14 protein-coding genes and 1 tRNA gene are annotated in these 18,469 nt (G+C 58.4%); 7 read left to right on the top strand and 8 right to left on the bottom strand.

Going from position 1 to position 18,469, the window contains the following annotated elements:
* Positions 1 to 238: 238 nt before the first annotated feature.
* Both ACKXF9_RS12415 and ACKXF9_RS12410 read left to right on the top strand, forming a co-directional pair.
* Complete coding sequence (locus ACKXF9_RS12415; protein ID WP_418266414.1) at positions 239 to 1,978, top strand: ABC transporter ATP-binding protein; 1,740 nt, start codon at positions 239 to 241, stop codon at positions 1,976 to 1,978.
* Positions 1,975 to 3,750: an ABC transporter ATP-binding protein gene (locus tag ACKXF9_RS12410; protein ID WP_418266413.1), complete on the top strand. Its 1,776-nt coding sequence runs from the start codon at positions 1,975 to 1,977 to the stop codon at positions 3,748 to 3,750. The genes ACKXF9_RS12415 and ACKXF9_RS12410 overlap by 4 nt, the downstream gene beginning before the upstream one ends.
* Positions 3,751 to 3,807: 57 nt before the next feature.
* Here the strand turns inward: ACKXF9_RS12410 and ACKXF9_RS12405 are convergent, their stop codons facing one another.
* On the bottom strand, positions 3,808 to 4,761 hold the full coding sequence (locus ACKXF9_RS12405) for an FKBP-type peptidylprolyl isomerase (protein WP_418266412.1): 954 nt from the start codon (positions 4,759 to 4,761) through the stop codon (positions 3,808 to 3,810).
* A 14-nt stretch (positions 4,762 to 4,775) separates the two neighbouring features.
* Positions 4,776 to 5,150, bottom strand: coding sequence for a DUF3592 domain-containing protein (locus ACKXF9_RS12400; RefSeq protein WP_418266411.1), 375 nt, complete (start codon positions 5,148 to 5,150; stop codon positions 4,776 to 4,778).
* A 340-nt stretch (positions 5,151 to 5,490) separates the two neighbouring features.
* Between ACKXF9_RS12400 and ACKXF9_RS12395 the strand changes: the two genes are divergently transcribed.
* A tRNA-Leu gene (locus tag ACKXF9_RS12395) sits at positions 5,491 to 5,577 on the top strand.
* A gap of 362 nt (positions 5,578 to 5,939) precedes the next feature.
* Here ACKXF9_RS12395 and ACKXF9_RS12390 read toward each other — a convergent pair.
* Together ACKXF9_RS12390 and ACKXF9_RS12385 are read right to left on the bottom strand one after the other, a co-directional pair.
* Positions 5,940 to 6,518, bottom strand: a complete 579-nt coding sequence (locus ACKXF9_RS12390; RefSeq protein WP_418266410.1) for an AAA family ATPase — start codon at positions 6,516 to 6,518, stop codon at positions 5,940 to 5,942.
* On the bottom strand, positions 6,518 to 7,918 hold the full coding sequence (locus ACKXF9_RS12385; RefSeq protein WP_418266409.1) for an MATE family efflux transporter: 1,401 nt from the start codon (positions 7,916 to 7,918) through the stop codon (positions 6,518 to 6,520). Before ACKXF9_RS12385 ends, ACKXF9_RS12390 begins: the two co-directional genes overlap by 1 nt.
* 305 nt (positions 7,919 to 8,223) lie before the next feature.
* Here ACKXF9_RS12385 and ACKXF9_RS12380 point away from each other — a divergent pair, with 305 nt between their 5' ends.
* Both ACKXF9_RS12380 and ACKXF9_RS12375 read left to right on the top strand, forming a co-directional pair.
* The gene (locus tag ACKXF9_RS12380; protein WP_418266408.1) at positions 8,224 to 8,727 is read left to right on the top strand and encodes a CarD family transcriptional regulator; all 504 of its coding nucleotides are present in this window, start codon (positions 8,224 to 8,226) and stop codon (positions 8,725 to 8,727) included.
* A 152-nt stretch (positions 8,728 to 8,879) separates the two neighbouring features.
* Positions 8,880 to 9,119 (top strand): hypothetical protein, encoded by a 240-nt coding sequence (locus ACKXF9_RS12375; protein WP_418266407.1) that lies wholly within the window; start codon positions 8,880 to 8,882, stop codon positions 9,117 to 9,119.
* 403 nt (positions 9,120 to 9,522) lie between these two features.
* Here the strand turns inward: ACKXF9_RS12375 and malQ are convergent, their stop codons facing one another.
* From malQ to ACKXF9_RS12360, 3 genes are read right to left on the bottom strand one after another with little or no spacing between them, the layout of a single operon-like run.
* Positions 9,523 to 11,025: a 4-alpha-glucanotransferase gene (gene malQ, locus ACKXF9_RS12370; protein WP_418266406.1), complete on the bottom strand. Its 1,503-nt coding sequence runs from the start codon at positions 11,023 to 11,025 to the stop codon at positions 9,523 to 9,525.
* Between the two features lie 16 nt (positions 11,026 to 11,041).
* On the bottom strand, positions 11,042 to 11,860 hold the full coding sequence (locus ACKXF9_RS12365; protein WP_418266405.1) for an endonuclease/exonuclease/phosphatase family protein: 819 nt from the start codon (positions 11,858 to 11,860) through the stop codon (positions 11,042 to 11,044).
* 6 nt (positions 11,861 to 11,866) lie between these two features.
* Complete coding sequence (locus ACKXF9_RS12360) at positions 11,867 to 13,549, bottom strand: PTS transporter subunit IIBC (RefSeq protein ID WP_418266404.1); 1,683 nt, start codon at positions 13,547 to 13,549, stop codon at positions 11,867 to 11,869.
* Positions 13,550 to 13,835: 286 nt separating this feature from the next.
* On the opposite strand from ACKXF9_RS12360, the gene ACKXF9_RS12355 reads away from it, so the two are divergent.
* Positions 13,836 to 14,861 carry a LacI family DNA-binding transcriptional regulator gene (locus ACKXF9_RS12355; RefSeq protein WP_418266403.1) on the top strand — a complete coding sequence of 342 codons (1,026 nt, stop codon included), beginning with the start codon at positions 13,836 to 13,838 and terminating at the stop codon, positions 14,859 to 14,861.
* Between the two features lie 60 nt (positions 14,862 to 14,921).
* On the opposite strand, the gene ACKXF9_RS12350 is transcribed toward ACKXF9_RS12355, so the two are convergent.
* Positions 14,922 to 15,779: an AraC family transcriptional regulator gene (locus ACKXF9_RS12350; RefSeq protein ID WP_249237267.1), complete on the bottom strand. Its 858-nt coding sequence runs from the start codon at positions 15,777 to 15,779 to the stop codon at positions 14,922 to 14,924.
* 292 nt (positions 15,780 to 16,071) lie between these two features.
* Here ACKXF9_RS12350 and glgP point away from each other — a divergent pair, with 292 nt between their 5' ends.
* On the top strand, positions 16,072 to 18,333 hold the full coding sequence (gene glgP / locus ACKXF9_RS12345) for a glycogen/starch/alpha-glucan family phosphorylase (protein WP_418266402.1): 2,262 nt from the start codon (positions 16,072 to 16,074) through the stop codon (positions 18,331 to 18,333).
* Positions 18,334 to 18,469: the final 136 nt, after the last annotated feature.

Here is an 18,469-nt window from a genome sequence, read left to right as displayed (position 1 = left end):
TAACAGGTTTTGCGCAATTTCTCAATCAACAGTTGAAGCCCTCTCAGTCAAACCCTACGGGTTTGCCAGCTCTCCCGAAGGGCGAGCTTTTATGCATCTGACGGTCAAGCACCAGAAAACTCCCCCTTGGCGGCCGAATGCGAGACTAAGTAGGTTATTTCCCTATGGCATTTTGCCTTTTTCTGCGCTATAATAAGATGGTTTTATTTAATAATGTACAGAAAGAAGGAGAACCGCCTTGAACAAGATGCTGAGCTACCTGAAGGGCTACAGGCGCGTGGCTGCGCTTGCTCCCCTTTTCAAGATGCTGGAAGCTACGTTCGACCTGTTCGTGCCGCTGGTGATGGCGGACATCGTGAACGTCGGCATTGCCGCCCACGATTTTCACTATATCCTTGTGCGGTGCGGGCTTTTGCTGCTGCTGGCCTTCATCGGCCTTGTCTGCAGCCTGACGGCGCAGTATTTTTCCGCGAAGGCAGCGGTGGGCTATTCCACGGCCCTGCGCCATGCCCTGTTTGCACATATCCAGACCCTGAGCTTTACCGAGATGGACACGCTGGGCACCAGCACCCTCATCACCCGCATGACCAGCGACATGAATCAGGTGCAGAACGGCCTGAACCTGTTTTTGCGCCTGTTCCTGCGCAGCCCGTTCGTGGTCATCGGTGCCATGGTCATGGCCTTTACGGTCAACGCCCGGGCCGCGCTGATCTTTGTTGTCACCATCCCGCTGCTGAGCGTGGTGGTGTTCAGCATCATGGCAGCCACGCGGCCCCTGTATAAAACGGTGCAGAACCGTCTGGACCGCGTGCTGGGCCTGACCCGCGAGAACCTGACCGGTGTGCGTGTCGTGCGCGCCTTTGATAAGGAAGCCAGCGAGGTGGAGCGCTTTGAGAACGCCAACGACCTGCTGACCCGGATGCAGCTGCATGTGGGCCACATTTCCGCCCTGATGAACCCGCTGACCTATGTGCTCATCAACATTGCCATCGTGGCGTTGCTGTACGTGGGCAGCATCGAGATCAATGTGGGCGGCATGGCCTCCGGCGACGTCATTGCTCTGGTAAACTACATGAACCAGATCCTGGTGGAGCTGGTCAAGCTGGCCAACCTCATCGTGCAGGTGAGCAAGGGCCTTGCCTGCGCAGGCCGTGTGCAGGCTGTGCTGGACACACAGTCCGGCATGGCCTTCCCGGAAAAGCTTCTGGGCGAGGTGCCAACTGGAAAAACCGGCGATGCCGTGCGCTTTGACCACGTAAGCCTGACCTACGCGGGCGCAGGCGCACCCAGCCTTTCCGACATCAGCTTTACCGCAAAGCAGGGCCAGACCATCGGCGTCATCGGCGGCACCGGCAGCGGCAAATCCAGTCTGGTGAACCTTATCCCCCGCTTCTACGATGCCACCGAGGGCAGTGTGGAGATCATGGGCCGCGACGTCCGCAGCTACCCCCGCGAAGCACTGCGCGGCAAGGTGGCCGTGGTGATGCAGAAGGCCCAGCTGTTCGGCGGCACCATCCGCTCCAACCTGCTGTGGGGCCGCAAAAATGCATCGGACGAAGAGCTGTGGCAGGCCCTTGAGACCGCACAGGCGGCAGAATTCGTCCGGGCGAAGCCTCTTGGGCTGGACGAGCCCGTGGAGCAGGGCGGCCGCAACCTGTCCGGCGGCCAGAAGCAGCGCCTGACCATCGCCCGCGCCCTTGTGGGCAGGCCGGAAATCCTCATTCTGGACGACAGCGCCAGCGCACTGGACTACGCCACCGACGCCGCCCTGCGCAAGGCACTGGCGGCTCTGCCCGGCAGCCTGACCGTGTTCATCGTGAGCCAGCGTGCCGCCAGCCTGCAGCACGCGGATCAGATTCTGGTGCTGGACGACGGCCATCTGGTGGGCATCGGCACCCACGACCAGCTGCGCCAGACCTGCCCCGTCTACGAGGAGATCTACGAGAGCCAGTTCAAGAAAGGGGATGCGCAGAAATGAGTGCAAAAGCAAAAAAAAGGCTAAGTCCTGAACAGCGCAAGGCCACCCTGACCCGTGTTCTGGGCAAGATCAGACCTTATTCCCTGTTTGTGGTGTGCAGTCTTGTGGTGGCCGCCGTGAGTGTGGGTGCACAGCTGTATATCCCCATCCTGTGCGGCAGCGCCATCGATCTGATGCTGGGCAAAGGCACCGTGGATTTTGGCGGTGTGATGCGCATTATGATCGAAGTGCTGGTGGTGGCCGCAGCAGCCGCGCTGGCCCAATGGCTGCTGAGCGTGTGCAACAACCGCATCACCTTCCTTGTCAGCCGCGACCTGCGCAACGAAGCCCTGCGCAAGATCCAGACCCTGCCGCTGTCCTATCTGGACAGCCACCCCTCCGGCGACATCGTAAGCCGCATGGTGGCAGATGTGGACACCTTTGCGGACGGCCTGCTGGTGGGCTTCACCCAGCTGTTCAGCGGCATCCTGACCATTCTGGGTACATTGCTTTTCATGCTCAGCGAGAACGTGCCCATCACGCTGGTGGTGGTGTGCATCACCCCGCTCAGCCTTGTGGTGGCAAGCTTCCTTGCCAAGCGCAGCTACAAATATTTTCAGGGTCAGAGCACCGTGCGCGGCGAGCAGACCGCGCTGGTCAACGAGATGGTCGAGGGCCAGAAGGTGGTGCAGGCCTTCGGCCACGAAGCCGAGAGCCTTGCCGCCTTTGACGAGGTGAACGGCCGTCTGCAGGACGTGAGCCTGAAAGCCATCTTCTTTTCCAGCATGACCAACCCCGCCACCCGCTTCGTGAACAACATCGTGTACGCAGGCGTGGGCCTTGTGGGTGCGCTGTACACCGTGCGGGGCGGCATCACCATCGGCCAGCTGAGCGTGTTTTTGAGCTACGCCAACCAGTACACCAAACCCTTCAACGAGATCTCCGGCGTGGTGACGGAGCTGCAGAATGCTCTGGCCTGTGCGGCCCGCGTGTTCGACCTGCTGGACGCCGATGATCAGGTGCCGGAAGCCGCGAACGCCCCCGTACTGCAGCCGGACGGCCATGTGCAGCTGGAAAACATCTCCTTCCGCTACCTGCCCGACCGCCCGCTGATCGAGGGCCTTTCCCTCAACGTGAAGCCCGGTCAGCGCATCGCCATCGTGGGCCCCACAGGCTGCGGCAAGACCACCCTCATCAACCTGCTCATGCGATTCTATGACGTGAATGGCGGCAGCATCAAAGTATCCGGCACTGACATCCGGGATGTGACCCGCGCTTCCCTGCGCGGCAGCTACGGCATGGTGCTGCAGGACACCTGGCTGCGGGCCGGTACCGTGCGGGAGAACATCGCCTACGGCAAGCCGGACGCCACACTGGAAGAAGTGGTGGCAGCAGCCAAAGCCGCCCACGCAGACAGCTTCATCCGCCGCCTGCCCGAGGGCTATGACACCGTTATCGCCGAGGACGGCGGCAACATCAGTCAGGGCCAGAAGCAGCTGCTGTGCATCGCCCGCGTGATGCTCTGCCTGCCGCCGATGCTGATTCTGGACGAGGCCACCTCCTCCATCGATACCCGCACCGAGGTGCGCATCCAGAAAGCCTTTGCCCGCATGATGCAGGGCCGCACCAGCTTCATCGTAGCCCACCGCCTTTCCACCATCCGGGAGGCAGACGTCATCCTTGTGATGAAGGACGGCCACATCGTAGAGCAGGGCGATCACGACCAGCTGCTGGCTGCAGGCGGCTTCTACGCCAAGCTCTACAACAGCCAGTTCGAAGGTGTGGAGACCTGAGAGCCTCTGATAACAATAACAAAAAGGAGAGATGTGCCGCATCTCTCCTTTTTGTTATTATTTGCTTTCAACTTTCTGCACGATGGGTTCAGTGGGCGGCGGAGTGAGGGTGGAATGCTCCACGATGAACTGCTCTGCCCTCTCCCGGGCCAGACGCTGGCGCACCTTGCGTGCATCGTTGGCCGGGAAGGTACGCTCACCGTCCAGCTTCGCGTCCCAGTGGGCAGCGGCTGCTTCCACCTCGGCGTCCGAGGGTGCAAGGCCCTCTTTTTCTGCCACCAGCAGAAGCCCCAGCCAGCTGCGCAGCTTGCGCTCTGCCTGCGCGTGCAGCCAGACGCGGAACTCCTCCACGGTCTGACCGCGCACCTTGAGAAACTGGTCAAAGTTGATGCCGTTGGCCTGCAGGCTCAGGTTGAACTGCCGCTGCTCGGCAAAGTAGTTGCCGCCCACCAGCTGTTTGGGCAGGGTGCCCGTTACCGCGTCGCCCAGCTGCCACACCAGCTCCTTGCGTGCCCGCTGCTCAGCCTGGGCACAGCGCTGTGCCCAGATGTCCCGGGCCACCTGCCGGCGCATCGAAGCCTTGCCCGCGGCGTCGGCTGCACGCTCCTCGTCGCCGTGGTGACGGTTGATCTCCAGTTCAATGGTCAGCTGCCGGATGGGGTGCGGCTCCACGGCCTGCACGAAACCGGTGTACTGCCCCACTTCCAGCGGCGGCAGCGCGTAGAACTGCGCCCCCGCCCGGAAGCCCTCGGCCCGGTTCACCGCCAGCAATTCAAAATCCGGGTCGGTCACCGGCACCACATGGTACTCCTGTACCAGCTGCTCATACAGCGCCGAAAAGCCGCCCAGAATGGTGCGGTTCACCGCCTCAGTCAGCAGACCGTCCTCTTCCTGCGGCGCGTCCGGCCCTGCCTGCACCTGTGCAATGGCTGCCGCCAGTTCCTCGGCACCGGCTGTGAATACCAGACGGCAGTCGCCCGGCTCAGCCATGCCAAAATGTTCCAGTTTCATCCTCTCTTCCCCTTTCAGCGGGCAATGCCCACGGTCAGCACCAGCAGGGTCACACCCAGCACGGCATACAGCACCTCGGCTCCCAGCGTGGCCCGGTCGCCTTCCACGTACATCTTCTCCGGGGCGTCGGGGTCATAGTATAAGGTGACGGTATCCCCCACCGCAAAGCTCTTGCCCCGCGCAGGCTTCGGGTAGTGCAGCCGATGGCTGCCGCCTGCGGTGGTAAAGGCCAGCACATAGGCACCACCATCCCGGCTCTGCACGGTGCCCTCCACCGTGGCCGTGACCTTCTGCCCCTGCGTGCACAGCCTGCGCCGTGCCAGCACACTGCGCAGCGCCATAAAGAACATGATGCCTGCCCCCAGCAGGAAAATGATAACATTGAACATTCTGTTTTCCCTCATTTTCTCGGCAGCCGCTTTCCCGCTCCGGGGCGCACCGGGCCGACACCGCACCACTGCCGGTATGGCAGCAAGCGGGCCGCGCAGCGGTGTGCTGCGGTGTGCAAAAGCAGCTTCTTAGTCTGCGCATACAGGAGCACCCGCAGCGCGTCCTGTTTATTGTATCACACTTTGGCGAAAATTTCGCCCTGCAGCGGCTATTCAGAGTGCATCAATTTTGCCGCAAAAATTTGTCGATAAAATCTGAAAATAATGCTTGACATTCTTCGTATATCTGGTATAATAACTATCGTTCCGAGCGACACAGCTCACGAACACAACAGAATATGCGGATATGGCGGAATTGGCAGACGCGTTAGATTCAGGTTCTAATCGGGGCAACTCGGTGGAGGTTCAAGTCCTCTTATCCGCACCAAGAAAAACCAGTACACAATGTGTACTGGTTTTTCTTTTTCGGTGCGGAAGAGGACTTGAACAGCAACGACGACGACCGCAGCCAGCGGCTGAAACAGGGAGGAGTTGTTGGGGCCGCGTTCTGATTTTTCAAAGCCCTGCCAAGGGGCTGCAGAAAAATCAGCAAACGCAACCCGTCAGGCCCTGCGCAGCAGGGCAAGCAATCAGCCCGGTGGGCTGTTGCTTAGCCCGCGGTTCCCAACCTGTAGGAATGTCTACCGGGAGGCCTGCCGCTAAAATTGAAAAAACACCGCCTATCTGCGTAATGAAACGCAGGTGGGCGGTGTTTTGCTCTATTGGCGTAGGACTTGCCTCGGATACGGCTCATGCAAGGCTTTCAATGATCTCCGCACACTTTTCAATGCCGATGACCCCACTATCCAGTGCAATATGATAGTTGGCGGCATCGCCCCATTTCATATTGGTATAGAAGCGGTAATAAGTAGCGCGGCGCTTGTCCTTCTCCTTCAGACGGGCCTCGGGAGATTTCTCCCGCTCGCCGTAGACCCGCACGATGCGGTCAGCCCGGAACTTCATGTCCGCGTGGACAAAGACCTTCAGGCAGTCGGTGCGGTCCTGCAGGATAAAATCGGCGCAGCGTCCCACAATGACGCAGGGCTCTTTTTCTGCCAGTTCCCGGATGATCCGGTATTGCAGCTTCCAAAGCAGGTCCTCGTTGGTGGGGCCGAAGCTGCGGTTGGTGAAGGCGGAGGCGAGGAAGCCGCCGGGGGTGTACTCTCCGGCCTCCTTGACGTAGTTTTCGTCAAAGCCGCTTTCGGTAGCCAGTTTCTGGATCAGTTCGGCGTCGTAGCACCGGATGCCCAGATGCTCTGCCACCAGTTTGCCGATGGTTCTGCCGCCGCTGCCAAACTCGCGGCTGATGGTGATGATGCGTTTTTCCATTAGACTTCTCCTTTCGTGCTCAGTTCACGGTAGGTCTTGCAGATCAGATAGCCTGCAATCATGAAGGTGAGGATATCCGACATGGGCATGGAGTACAGCACGCCGTCCAGCCCGAAGAACCGGGGCAGCAGCAGGGCAAAGCCCACGCCGAACACCACCTCACGCACCATGGACAGGGCGGTGGATTCTGCCGCCTTGCCCATGGCCTGCAAAAAGATGAAGCAGGCCTTGTTGACACAGGCCAGAACGATCATGCACAGGTAGATGCGGAAGGACTTCACGGCAAAATCGGTGTAGTAGACGCTCTCGTTGGCGGCACCGAACAGGGCGATGAGCTGCCGGGGAAGCAGCTCCACCAGCACCAGTGCAACGGCACCCACGGTGGCTTCTGCCAGCAGCAGTTTCGTGAACAGCTCCTTCACACGGTCGGGCTTTTTAGCCCCCATGTTGAAGCCCACCACGGGGATGCAGCCAGCCGCCATGCCCACCACGATGGAAATGACGATCTGGAAAAACTTCATCACGATGCCAACAACTGCCATAGGGATCTGGGCGTACTGCTCCTGCCCGAACACGGCATCCAGTGCACCGTATTTGCGGATCATGTTGTTGATGGCTGCCATAGCCGCCACAAGGCTGATCTGGGACAGAAAGCTGGTCATGCCAAGGGTCAGGGTACGGCCGCAGATGGAGCCCTTCAGCCGGTAGTCACCCTTTTCAGGGCGAATGATCTTCATGTGCAACAGATACCACACTGCCAGCGCTGCGGTGACCAGCTGACCGATGACGGTAGCCACCGCTGCGCCCATCATGCCCCAGCGGAAGCCGAAAATGAAGATGGGGTCCAGAATGATGTTCAGCGCCGCACCCGCAAGGGTGGACACCATGGCAAAACGGGGGTTGCCATCCGCGCGGATGATGGGGTTCATGGCCTGCCCAAACATATAAAAGGGCACGCCAAGCGTGATATAGAAGAAATACTCCTGCGAGTGGTGATAGGTCTCAGCGTTCACCGTTCCACCGAACATGGCAAGAATGGTGTCTGCAAAAACCAGATAGAGGATGATCAGCACAATGCTGCTGACAAGACACATCACCACCGCATTGCCGACGCTCCGCTTTGCCTTGGGAACCTCGTTCTGCCCAAGGCTGATGCTGACGAAGGCGCAGCAGCCATCACCGATCATCACGGCAATGGCCAGCGCTACCACTGTCAGGGGGAACACGACGGTATTGGCGGCGTTGCCATAAGAGCCGAGATAGCTGGCGTTTGCAATAAAGATCTGATCCACGATGTTGTACAATGCGCCGACCAGCAGCGAAATAATGCACGGGATCGCGTATTTCTGCATCAGCTTGCCGATGTGCTCCGTGCCGAGGAATTGATTGGAACTTTCCATGGGATTCACCTTTACCTTTCCATTTTGGGGCAAACAAAAACAACGGGCAGCCCTCATGCAACCGGTTTTACGCATGAGTGCTACTCGTTGTACGAAATCATTATAGCCTGCCCGCGGGGGATTTGCAAAGGCAGTTTTGCACAAGATTTGTACTGGGCATTCTGCGCAGATTGCACGAGGCAAACTTTGTGGAAGATGCCCTTTGAAGCCAGCCGCCCAGTCGTGGTACAATATAACAGAGAGCAAAAGTACGCTGGGAAGTCTGTTTTTGCAGCCTTTCCATATAAGGAAAAGAGGAAAATACCATGTCACGGTTTCAGGCGGGAGCGCTGGTGGTCTACGGAAATCTGGGAGTGCACGAGGTGGAAGGGGTCGGGCTGCGGCGCTTTTGCGATGAGCCCGCCAGAGAGTATTACACCCTCCGGCCTTATTTTTCGGATTCTCACGACCGCAGCTATATCCCCACGGAAAAGGAAGCGGCGTTGCGCCCGGTGACCCCGGCACAGCAGGCAGCAGCCGACCTTGCACGCATCAAAGCGGAGAAGCTGCCCATCCCGGCGGGGGTACAGACAGCGCTGGCAGAACACTATCAGGCGCTGCTGCACACCAATGATTTTTACCAGTACCTGACCCTGTTCAAGGAACTGGGGCAAAAGCAGACCCAGCAGCAAAGCCGCGGCCGAAAGATCAACGCCATGGATGCGTACTTTTACCAGATGGTAGAGCGTGTCCTGCGGGAGGAGCTGGCGGTGGCGTTTGGGGAATCGCAGCAGGAGGCAGGCAGACGGCTTCTGGAGGTTTTGCGCTAAAGCTGCATGGTAATTTTTACCAACAAATGCAAAGGCTCTTTTTGTGTAGAATCGCCTTTGCATTTATTTTTTGCGTTTTTTATAATAAGAATAGGACGCTGCAATGCTGTAATTTGCAGCGATAAGACTTCTTTTGGATTGGAGAGAAGAACATGAAACGAGTAAAATCCGCCTGCATCTGCCAGACCCTGCACTTTACACTGAAGGACGGTCTGGATCACCTTTATGCCGTCAAACAGGTCAAGGAAGAGGTAGCGACCTATAAGAAAAACATGGAGCGCAACCACACAAAGTATAAGATCGTGGAGCAGACCGAGCAGCCGGACGGCTCTATCATCATAAAGATCATCAAGCAGTACAACGCCGCACCTGTGGGCGATTATCTCAACTGATTTCCGCAACGAAAAGACCGCTTCCGTTCAAAAAACGGAGGCGGTCTTTTGCGTCCGGCAGATCTATCACTGGTCGAAAGGATCGAGAAACGTTTAAATTATTCTATCATCGTATATTTTGAAAGTTAATCATATACTTTTTGGTGCGTATCCACGGTCTGCATGGCTTCGCTCAGGGGATAGAGCCCATTTAAAAATCTGCGGAAAATATAAAAAGCAAGTGCATCCCCTCTCCATCAAAAATTTTGGTTTTCGAGAAAAAGTGTTGCACTTGCTTTTCTTTATGTGAGATCTCGGTTTGAATTATCGCGTAATATCGTCAAACCAAAGAGTGCTGTATTTTGCAGCAGCCCCTTTGATTTTATGACCGCGATTTTCCAAAGCAGCGCTATGCCGTGTGCGGTCACGCCCAGTTTTTCCGCCCATAGCGGGTGGTCAACAGGCAGATCTCCTTTTGAAGCTTCTTGGTCAGCTGGGTCTTTTTCAGCCGCCAGCGCCAGTTCTGGCCCACGGTGGAGGGCTGATTGATGCGGGCAGAATTGTCCAGCCCCAGCCAGTCCTGCATGGGAACGATGCAGGTCGCCGCTGCGCTGCGCAGGATCAGTGCGATCATGCTTTTATAGAGCTGCTCTTCCGGGGTGGCGTAGTTGTACAGGTAGTCCCGCACCATGGCACGCTCGGCATCGGTGATGGTCTGGTACCACGACACCAGTGTCTCGTTGTCGTGGGTGCCGGTATAGGCCACGCTGTTCACAGGGTAGTTGTGGGGCAGGTAGTCGCTGGCGCTGCCGGTGTCCCGGGAGTCAAAGGCAAATTCCAGCACCTTCATGCCGGGGAAGCCGCTGTCTCGCACCAGCTGACGGACCGTCTCGCTCATATAGCCAAGGTCCTCTGCAATGATCTCCCGCTTGCCCAATGCCTGCTCCACGGCGCGGAACAGCTCGATGCCGGGACCCTTCTCCCAGTGGCCCTCTGCCGCAGTCTCGCTGCCGTAGGGGATGGAGAAATACTCATCGAAGCCGCGGAAGTGGTCGATGCGCACCACATCGTACAGCTCGAAGCAGTACCACAGGCGGGTGATCCACCACTGATAGCCGGTTTCGCGGTGGGCTTCCCAGCGGTAGAGCGGATTGCCCCAGAGCTGACCGGTGGGCGAAAATCCATCCGGGGGAACGCCCGCCACCGCCGTGGGGATGTTGTCCTTGTCCAGCTGGAACAGCCCCGGGTTTGCCCATGCGTCCGCCGAGTCCAGCGCCACATAGATGGGGATATCGCCGATGATCCGGATGCCTTTGCTGTTGGCGTAGGCTTTCAGCCTGCGCCACTGCTCGTCGAACTTGAACTGGAGATACTTGTGGTACTCCACCTCAAAATACAGCTCCCGGCGGTAATAGTCCATGGCAGGCTGCCAGCGCAGACGGATGTCCTCGGCCCACTCGATCCACAGCTTGCCCTCAAAGCGGTCCTTCACCGCCATGAACAGGGCAAAATCATCCAGCCACCACTTGTTTTTCTCACAGAATGCCGTAAACACTTCGTTGTGGCCGATGTCGCTGCGGGAGTACGCCAGCCGCAGCAGACGGCCGCGCTCGGTATACAGGCGGCTGTAATCAATGTCGTCTGCCTTGCGGCCGAAGTTTGCCTTTTTGCACTCGGCGGCGGTCAGCACCCCTTCCTCCACCAGTGCATCCAGACTGATGAAATAGGGGTTGCCCGCAAAGGCGGAAAAGCTCTGATACGGGCTGTCGCCGTAGCTGGTCACACCCAGCGGCAGGATCTGCCAGTAGGTCTGCCCGGCTTCCTTGAGCCAGTCCACAAAGTCGTATGCCTCCTGCGAAAAGCAGCCGATGCCGTAAGGGGACGGCAGACTGCTGATGGGCAGCAAAATGCCTGCACTTCTCTGCATCTTCGATTCCCTTCCTTTATAATTCGATCAAAATACCTGCATGGTCGGATACCTGCGGCTCCTGCAAGCCGTTGAACACCACCCGGCTGCTTTTTACAGGCACCGCTTTGGAGCACCAGATCTGGTCGATGCGCTTTTTTGCCGCCGCGTCCGGGGCATCCCGCCAGCCATCGATGGCCTGCACAACGGTGTAGCCATCATCCCGCTGCTGCGCCAGACGATAGGTGTCCTGCCAGCCGCTGCGGAGGATGAGGTCATAGCCTTCCCCCCGCACGTCGGCTTCACTGTTGAAGTCCCCCAGCAGAAAGGCGGTCTGTTTTGCGCCCGCTGCCTGCGACAGCGTTTCCCACTGGGCAGCGAACGGCTCCTCTTCGTCCTTCCACCAGCCCATGTGCACCGTATAATACCAGACGTCTCCTGCACAGACGCCCAGTGTGCGGCGGGTCTTCCAGTTGCTGTAATCGTTTGTTTTGCTCAGCAGCAGGTTTTCGGCTGCGGTGATGGGCGCACGGCTGAACACCGCCGCGCCCTCATCGTAAATATCGTAGCCGACCTTTGCCGGGAGCCAGTTCCAGTAGTAGTGCACGCCCCGCTGTTCCAGCATCCGGGCCACCGCTGCGGCGTGGTTGTCCGCTTTCAGCGGCACCCTATTGCCAGGGCAGGGATAGTACCCCGCCGGAGCGTCCCCCAGCAGCGGAGCGGCGGCGGTCTGGTTCACCTCCTGCAGGGCGAACACCTCCGGCTGCTCCGCTGCGATGAAGTTTACAAAGATCTCCCGCTTGGCCTCATAGTCCGGCTCGATGAGGCTGTGGGTATTCAAAGTCAGCAGTTTCATAGTTTTTTACAAAATATCGTTGATATCAGATTTCAGAACGTCTGCCTTGGGGCCGTACACAGCCTGAATGCCGTCGCCCTTCACCAGCAGGCTCAGGGCACCCTCAGCCTTCCATGCGGCAAGGTCGGCCACCTTGGCGGGGTCCTTTACGGTAACGCGCAGACGGGTCATGCAGGCATCCACCAGCACGATGTTCTCACGGCCGCCCAGCAGGGCGATGATGCGCTCGGCCTGACCGTTGTCGGCCTTTTTGTCGGCCTTCTTCTCGGTCTTTGCATCGGCAGCGGAATCGTCCGCGTTGTCATCGGTATAGTTGCCCAGACGGCCCGGCGTAGCCAGCTTGAGCTTGCCGATCATGAAGTACGCCACGAAATAGCCGATGACAAAGAACGCGATCACGCAGATCACAAAGTTGATGATATCGCCGCCCAGACCGGCCTGCAGGGACATGGGGATGCGGGTAATGAATTCCAGATTGCCGAAGGAGTGCAGGCGCAGATGGATGATGCCTGCCATGGCGAACGCACAGCCCTGCAGCAGTGCGTACACGATGTACAGCGGCATGGCGCAGAACATGAACATGAATTCCAGCGGCTCGGTGACGCCGGTCAGGAACACGGCCAGTGCGGTGGAGATGAACATGGACTTATAGTTTGCGCGCTTGTCGGCGTCCACACGGCGGTACATGGCCAGTGCGATGCCCAGCAGCAGACCGGTAGCGCCGATCATCTGGCCTACCTTGAAGCGGGCGGGGGTGACAGTAGCCAGCAGGTTGTTGTATGCAGCCATGTCACCGGCCTTCTTGAAGTTGATGAGGTCGTTGGCCCATGCCAGCCACAGCGGGTCCTGACCAAATACCTGACTGCCTGCGTTGACGCCGGTGGCGATGGTGTAGGTGCCGCCGAAGGAGGTGTAGTTCATGGGGATGGTCAGCATGTGGTGCAGACCAAAGGGCAGCAGCAGACGCTCCAGCGTGCCATAGATGAACGGAGCCAGAACGGGAGAGGTCTCGGAAGAGTTGGCGATCCAGATGCCGAAGTTGTTGATGCCGGTCTGGACCACAGGCCAGAACAGCGACAGCAGGATGGAAATGACCACCGAGTAGGCAATGACCACCATGGGCACGAAGCGCTTGCCGTTGAAGAAAGCCAGTGCATCCGGCAGCTTGCGGAAGTTGTAGTATTTATTGTAAGCCACACCGCCCACAAAACCGGCGATGATGCCCACAAACACGCCCATGTTCAGGGCCGGAGCACCCAGCACGGAGGTAAAGTAGCCGTTAACGGCGATTTCCTGCCCGAACAGGGTGTGGGTCACGGCATTGGGGTCTGCCAGCATGGCGCTGGTGACGCCGAAGATGTTGCCGGTGATCACATTGATGAGGGCAAATGCCAGCACGGCCGCGAAGGCACCGCCTGCACGCTCCTTTGCCCAGCTGCCGCCGATGGCCACGGCGAACAGGATGTGCAGGTTGTTGATGACTGCCCAGCCGATATTCTCCATGGTGGTGCCGATGGTCATGACTGCTGCGATGTCGCCGCCGCCCATCTGCACCAGCTTGCCCAGACTGATCATCAGACCGGCAGCGGGCATGACGGCGATGACCGTCATCAGCACCTTGCCCAGCTTTTGTAAAAAGTCGAAGTTGATGAGCCCCTTTTTGCCCGGAGCCGCTTTTGTTGTTGCCATGATGTTCCTCCTTATTCCTTTTGCATCGTTTTACGCAAGTGTTGCATTATGTTTGCGTAACTTTACGCAACAAGAATAATCCAACTCCGCAATTTTTACAAGAGTTTTCTATAGCAAAAATAAGCTTTCTACGTTTTCCACAACACAGTAAAAGATTCTTTGTGAAAGTTGTCGAAGGTACGCAGAGTGACGCATTGCACGATTTGCGCAACTCTTTGCGCAAACATTGACATTGCGTGCAAACGGCTTTACAATAGAAGCAATATCGATTCGGGAGGAACAGATCATGGCAGTTACCATCAAGGATGTCGCCGCAGCAGCGGGGGTCTCCCCCTCCACGGTGTCCCGCACCTGCAAGGACAGCCCTTCCATCAGCCGGGACACCAAGGAGCGGGTGCGCCGCATCATGGCACAGCTGGGCTATGAGCCGAACTTTGAAGCCGAACCAGTGGAAGCTTTTTCCAAGACCATCGGCATCATTCTGCCCTCCTCCCAGCGGGACGTCTACGAAAATGCATTCCATCTGGAGATCATCCGCGGCATCGGGCAGTTCTGCAACCAGCGGCGGTATGTGAACACGGTCATCACCGGGCAGGATGATGCAGAGGTTCTGGACGCCATCCAGAGCATGGTGGCCAACGCGCAGGCAGATGGTTTCATCCTGCTCTACTCCAAAAAGGACTGTCCTGTGGCGGCCTATCTGCGCAACGAAGGGCTGCTCCACGTCATTGTGGGCAAGGCGGCGCAGTCCGCCAACCAGACCATCTATATCGACAACGACAACGCCCTTGCCGGAGAGGAAGCCGCCGACTACCTCTATGAGATGGGCCACCGCCGCATTGCCTATTTTGGTGTCAGCAATGCCATGCTGTTTTCGGCAGAGCGTAAGCGCGGTTACCAGATGTCCCTGCTCAAGCATGGCATCACCCCCCGCGAGCAGGACTGTGTGGAGATCGACACCCTGAACGATGCGTACGAAGAAACGCTGAAGGCCCTGCTCACCGCGCCGGACCGCCCCACCGCCATGCTGGTCAGCGATGATATTCTTGCTGTGGTGCTGGAACAGTTCTGCGGCAAACTGGGGCTGCACGTCCCGAAAGACCTTTCCATCGTTTCTTTCAACAACTCGCTGTTCTCCCGCATCACCAGCCCGCAGCTGACCACCGTGGACGTGAACCCCTACCAGCTGGGCATGGAAGCGGCCAGCCAGACCATCAACCACATCGAGAACCCGAATCTTCTGGCAACCAAGATCATTGTGCCGCACCGGCTCATCCTACGGGAGAGCAGCTGCCCGCCGCCGGATGTCTGATGTGCAAAAAACGAGGCCGTTCCCTCTCTTTTCCAGAGAGGCAGAACGGCCTCGTTTTGCTTATTTTTTCCGGTACTCCCGGGGCGTCATGCCGAAGTGTGCCTTGAACGCCCGGTTAAAATAGGAGAGGTTCTCAAACCCGCACCGGGAAGCGATGGTCAGAACCGTCTCATCCGTGGCCTGCAGCGCTTCGGCGGCGGTGTTGAGCCGGTACTCGTTCAGAAAGGCCACAAAGCTCTGTCCGGTCATCTGCCGGAACCACCGCATAAAATGGCTGGCGCTGAAGGAGCAGACCCCGGCGGCATCGGCGACCCGGAGCGCCTCGGCATAATGAGCCGAGAGCCATTGCAGGAGCGTTTTCAGCCGCTGGGTGTCGGCTGTCTCGGCGGCAAGCCGCTGCCGGCCCTGTGCAAGGAGCAGGGCAAGAAACCGCAGCAGCGCCCCCTTGACCTGCAGTTCATAGCCGGGGAGCTTGGCACGGTTGGCATCCTCCACCTCCCGCAGGCAGGCGGCGGCCTGCAGATAGCACAAATCGTTCGGGGTCAGCCGCGCAGGCAGTGACAGTCGCCCGCTTTGCAGCGGAAGCAGATATTTCTCGGCGCAAAGGTCCTCTGCGCCGCCCAGAAGCTCCAGCTCAAAAATGATATTTTCGTATTCCATGCACTGCCCCTCGGCCTGCCGCAGGGCATGAAGGGTGCCGGGCGTAAAAATAAAGATGTCCCCCATGCGGGCCGGGCAGCTCTCAGCGCCCACCTGCACCAGCCCTGTGCCACGCTTGACAAAGACCAGCTCCATGCTCTCCTGCCAGTGGAGCGCCACCTGCGGAAAGTCCCCCGGAATGGTGCAGGGATACAGATTGAAGGGAAACCGCACGGCACCGTGCTGCTTGGTCTCCTGCAAAGATGCCTGATTTTGCATCGTTTCACCTCCTGATGATAGGATTGTACCACAGTCTGCGCTTTTTAGGCAAGATTTTGATTGTTTTATGTGGTATATCTGGAAGTACAGATGTCAAACCTGTTTTCCGCAAGGTGTATTTGAAAACAAAGAAAATGACGAATATTCCGCAAGCACAAGCGGGCTCTAAGGCAAAGAGCCGCAGGGATCCTTTGTGGATCTCAAGGCTGTTTCACGCAAGATCCAGCTGTGCTTGTAGAAACAGACTAATTTTCGACTTTTCAGATACACTCTAACAAAGGAGGATGCATTTATGAGCTTTACCGAAACGTTACAGGGTCTCACGGGCAAGCCGCTGGCGGACTGCACGAATCAGGAGCTGTATCTCGCGCTGCTGGAACTCGTCCGGCAGAAGAGCGCCGACCGTGTGCAGCCGGTCACCGGCCGCAAGCTGTACTATATCAGCGCCGAATTTCTCATCGGCAAGCTGCTGTCCAACAACCTCATCAATCTGGGACTGTACGATGAAGCCCGGGATGCACTGGCTGCCGCCGGCAAGAGCCTTTCCGATATCGAAGAGGTGGAGCCGGAACCCTCTCTGGGCAACGGCGGTCTGGGCCGTCTGGCGGCCTGCTTCCTCGACTCTCTGGCAACGCTGAACCTGCCCGGCGACGGCGTGGGCCTGCGGTATCACTTCGGCTTGTTCCATCAGTCCTTTGAGGACGGCGTGCAGAACGAAAAGCCCGACCCGTGGCTCACCGCCCACAGCTGGGCCGAAAAGACCGACATCACCTATCCGGTGGAGCTGGCGGGCAAAGAGTACACTGCCCGGCTGTACAAGCTGGCCGTCACTGGCTACGAGGGCCGCACCAACACCCTGAACCTGTTTGACCTTGATACCATCGATGAGAGCATCGTCCACGACGGCATTGCCTTCGATAAAACTGCCATCGACAAAAACCTGACCCTCTTCCTCTACCCGGACGATTCCGATGAGGCAGGCCGCCGCCTGCGGGTGTACCAGCAGTACCTGATGGTCTCTGCCGGTGCCCAGCTCATTCTGGCCGAGTGTGCCGCCCGGGGCTGCGATTACCACGATCTGGCCGACTACGCCGCCATCCAGATCAACGACACCCACCCCAGCATGGTCATCCCGGAGCTGATTCGGCTGCTGGGCGAAAAGGGCATCGAATTTGAGGAAGCCGTAAAGATCGTCACAAAGACCTGCGCCTACACCAACCACACCATTCTGGCCGAAGCACTGGAAAAGTGGCCCCGCGCCTATCTGGATGCCGTTGTACCCCAGCTGATGCCCATTATCGAAAAGCTGGACGCGCTGGCCCGCACCCGCACCAAGGACGAGAGCCTTGCCATCATCGACAAGGACGACCGGGTGCACATGGCCCACATGGACATCCACTTCACCCACTCCACCAATGGCGTGGCGGCGCTGCACACCGAGATTTTGAAAAATTCCGAGCTGCACGGCTTCTATGAGCTGTACCCGGAAAAGTTCAACAACAAGACCAACGGCATCACCTTCCGCCGCTGGCTGCTGGAATGCGACCCCCGCCTGACCGCCGCACTGGAACAGCACATCGGCTCCGGCTTCCGCAAGAACGCTGCCGAGCTGGAAAAGCTGCTGGCTTTTGCCGATGACGAAGCTGTGCTGGACCAGCTGACCGCCGTGAAGAAGGCCAACAAGGAAGCACTGGCAGACTGGCTGCTGCGCACCCAGAAGGTGAGCGTGAACACCGATGCCGTGTTCGACATCCAGTCCAAGCGCCTGCACGAGTATAAGCGCCAGCAGCTGAACCTGCTGTATCTCATCCATCAGTACTACGAGATCAAGGCCGGGCACCTGCCCGCTGCTCCGCTGGTGAGCATCTTCGGTGCCAAGGCCGCACCTGCCTACACCATTGCAAAGGACATCATCCATGCGCTGCTGACCCTGTCCAAGGTCATCGCCGCAGACCCGGAGGTGTCCCAGTGGCTGCAGGTGGTCTTTGTGGAGAACTACAACGTCACCGCCGCCGAAAAGCTGATCCCGGCCTGTGACCTGTCCGAGCAGATCAGCCTTGCCTCCAAGGAAGCCTCCGGCACCGGCAACATGAAGTTCATGCTGAACGGCGCGCTGACGCTGGGCACCATGGACGGTGCCAATGTGGAGATCAGCCAGCAGGTGGGCGAGGAGAACATCTATATCTTCGGTCAGACCTCCGATCAGGTCATCCACCGCTACGCCGTGGGTGACTACGACCCCGCCCAGTGGGTGGAGGGGGATGCCAACATCCGCCGCGCCATCAACTTCCTCACCGGCCCGGAGATGCTGGCCGCCGGTCACGCCGAAAACCTGACCCGCCTGCACAACGAGCTGATCCATAAAGACTGGTTCCAGACCCTGCCGGACTTCAACGCCTACGTCGTGCGCAAGGGGCAGGCCCTCAGTGATTACGCCTGCGACCCGAAGGGCTGGCGGCGCAAGTGTCTGGTGAACATTGCCAAAGCAGGCATGTTCTCCTCCGACCGCACCATTGCCGAGTACGACCGGGACATCTGGCATCTGGGCAAATAATTTTTCCTGAACTGCGTTCCACCATCATTTTCTCAAAGGCTGCTGCACGGCAAAAAGCGTGCAGCAGCCTTTTTGTATAACGAAAAGGCCCTTCCTGTTTGTCAAGCAGGGAGAGCCTGTATCTATTCGGCATTGC

The sequence above is a fragment of the Faecalibacterium sp. 9 genome, from assembly GCF_048320955.1.
GTDB classification, from domain to species: Bacteria; Bacillota; Clostridia; order Oscillospirales; family Ruminococcaceae; genus Faecalibacterium; species Faecalibacterium wellingii.
This window is presented reverse-complemented; position numbering and strand designations above follow the sequence as displayed.

Bases quoted from the DNA above. Each gene is read 5' to 3' on its own strand.
- ACKXF9_RS12410 (WP_418266413.1), top strand. From the start codon at position 1,975: ATGAGTGCAAAAGCAAAAAAAAGGCTAAGTCCTGAACAGCGCAAGGCC.
- ACKXF9_RS12405 (WP_418266412.1), bottom strand. From the start codon at position 4,761: ATGAAACTGGAACATTTTGGCATGGCTGAGCCGGGCGACTGCCGTCTG.
- ACKXF9_RS12400 (WP_418266411.1), bottom strand. From the start codon at position 5,150: ATGTTCAATGTTATCATTTTCCTGCTGGGGGCAGGCATCATGTTCTTT.
- ACKXF9_RS12390 (WP_418266410.1), bottom strand. From the start codon at position 6,518: ATGGAAAAACGCATCATCACCATCAGCCGCGAGTTTGGCAGCGGCGGC.
- ACKXF9_RS12385 (WP_418266409.1), bottom strand. From the start codon at position 7,918: ATGGAAAGTTCCAATCAATTCCTCGGCACGGAGCACATCGGCAAGCTG.
- ACKXF9_RS12380 (WP_418266408.1), top strand. From the start codon at position 8,224: ATGTCACGGTTTCAGGCGGGAGCGCTGGTGGTCTACGGAAATCTGGGA.
- ACKXF9_RS12375 (WP_418266407.1), top strand. From the start codon at position 8,880: ATGAAACGAGTAAAATCCGCCTGCATCTGCCAGACCCTGCACTTTACA.
- malQ (WP_418266406.1), bottom strand. From the start codon at position 11,025: ATGCAGAGAAGTGCAGGCATTTTGCTGCCCATCAGCAGTCTGCCGTCC.
- ACKXF9_RS12365 (WP_418266405.1), bottom strand. From the start codon at position 11,860: ATGAAACTGCTGACTTTGAATACCCACAGCCTCATCGAGCCGGACTAT.
- ACKXF9_RS12360 (WP_418266404.1), bottom strand. From the start codon at position 13,549: ATGGCAACAACAAAAGCGGCTCCGGGCAAAAAGGGGCTCATCAACTTC.
- ACKXF9_RS12355 (WP_418266403.1), top strand. From the start codon at position 13,836: ATGGCAGTTACCATCAAGGATGTCGCCGCAGCAGCGGGGGTCTCCCCC.
- ACKXF9_RS12350 (WP_249237267.1), bottom strand. From the start codon at position 15,779: ATGCAAAATCAGGCATCTTTGCAGGAGACCAAGCAGCACGGTGCCGTG.
- glgP (WP_418266402.1), top strand. From the start codon at position 16,072: ATGAGCTTTACCGAAACGTTACAGGGTCTCACGGGCAAGCCGCTGGCG.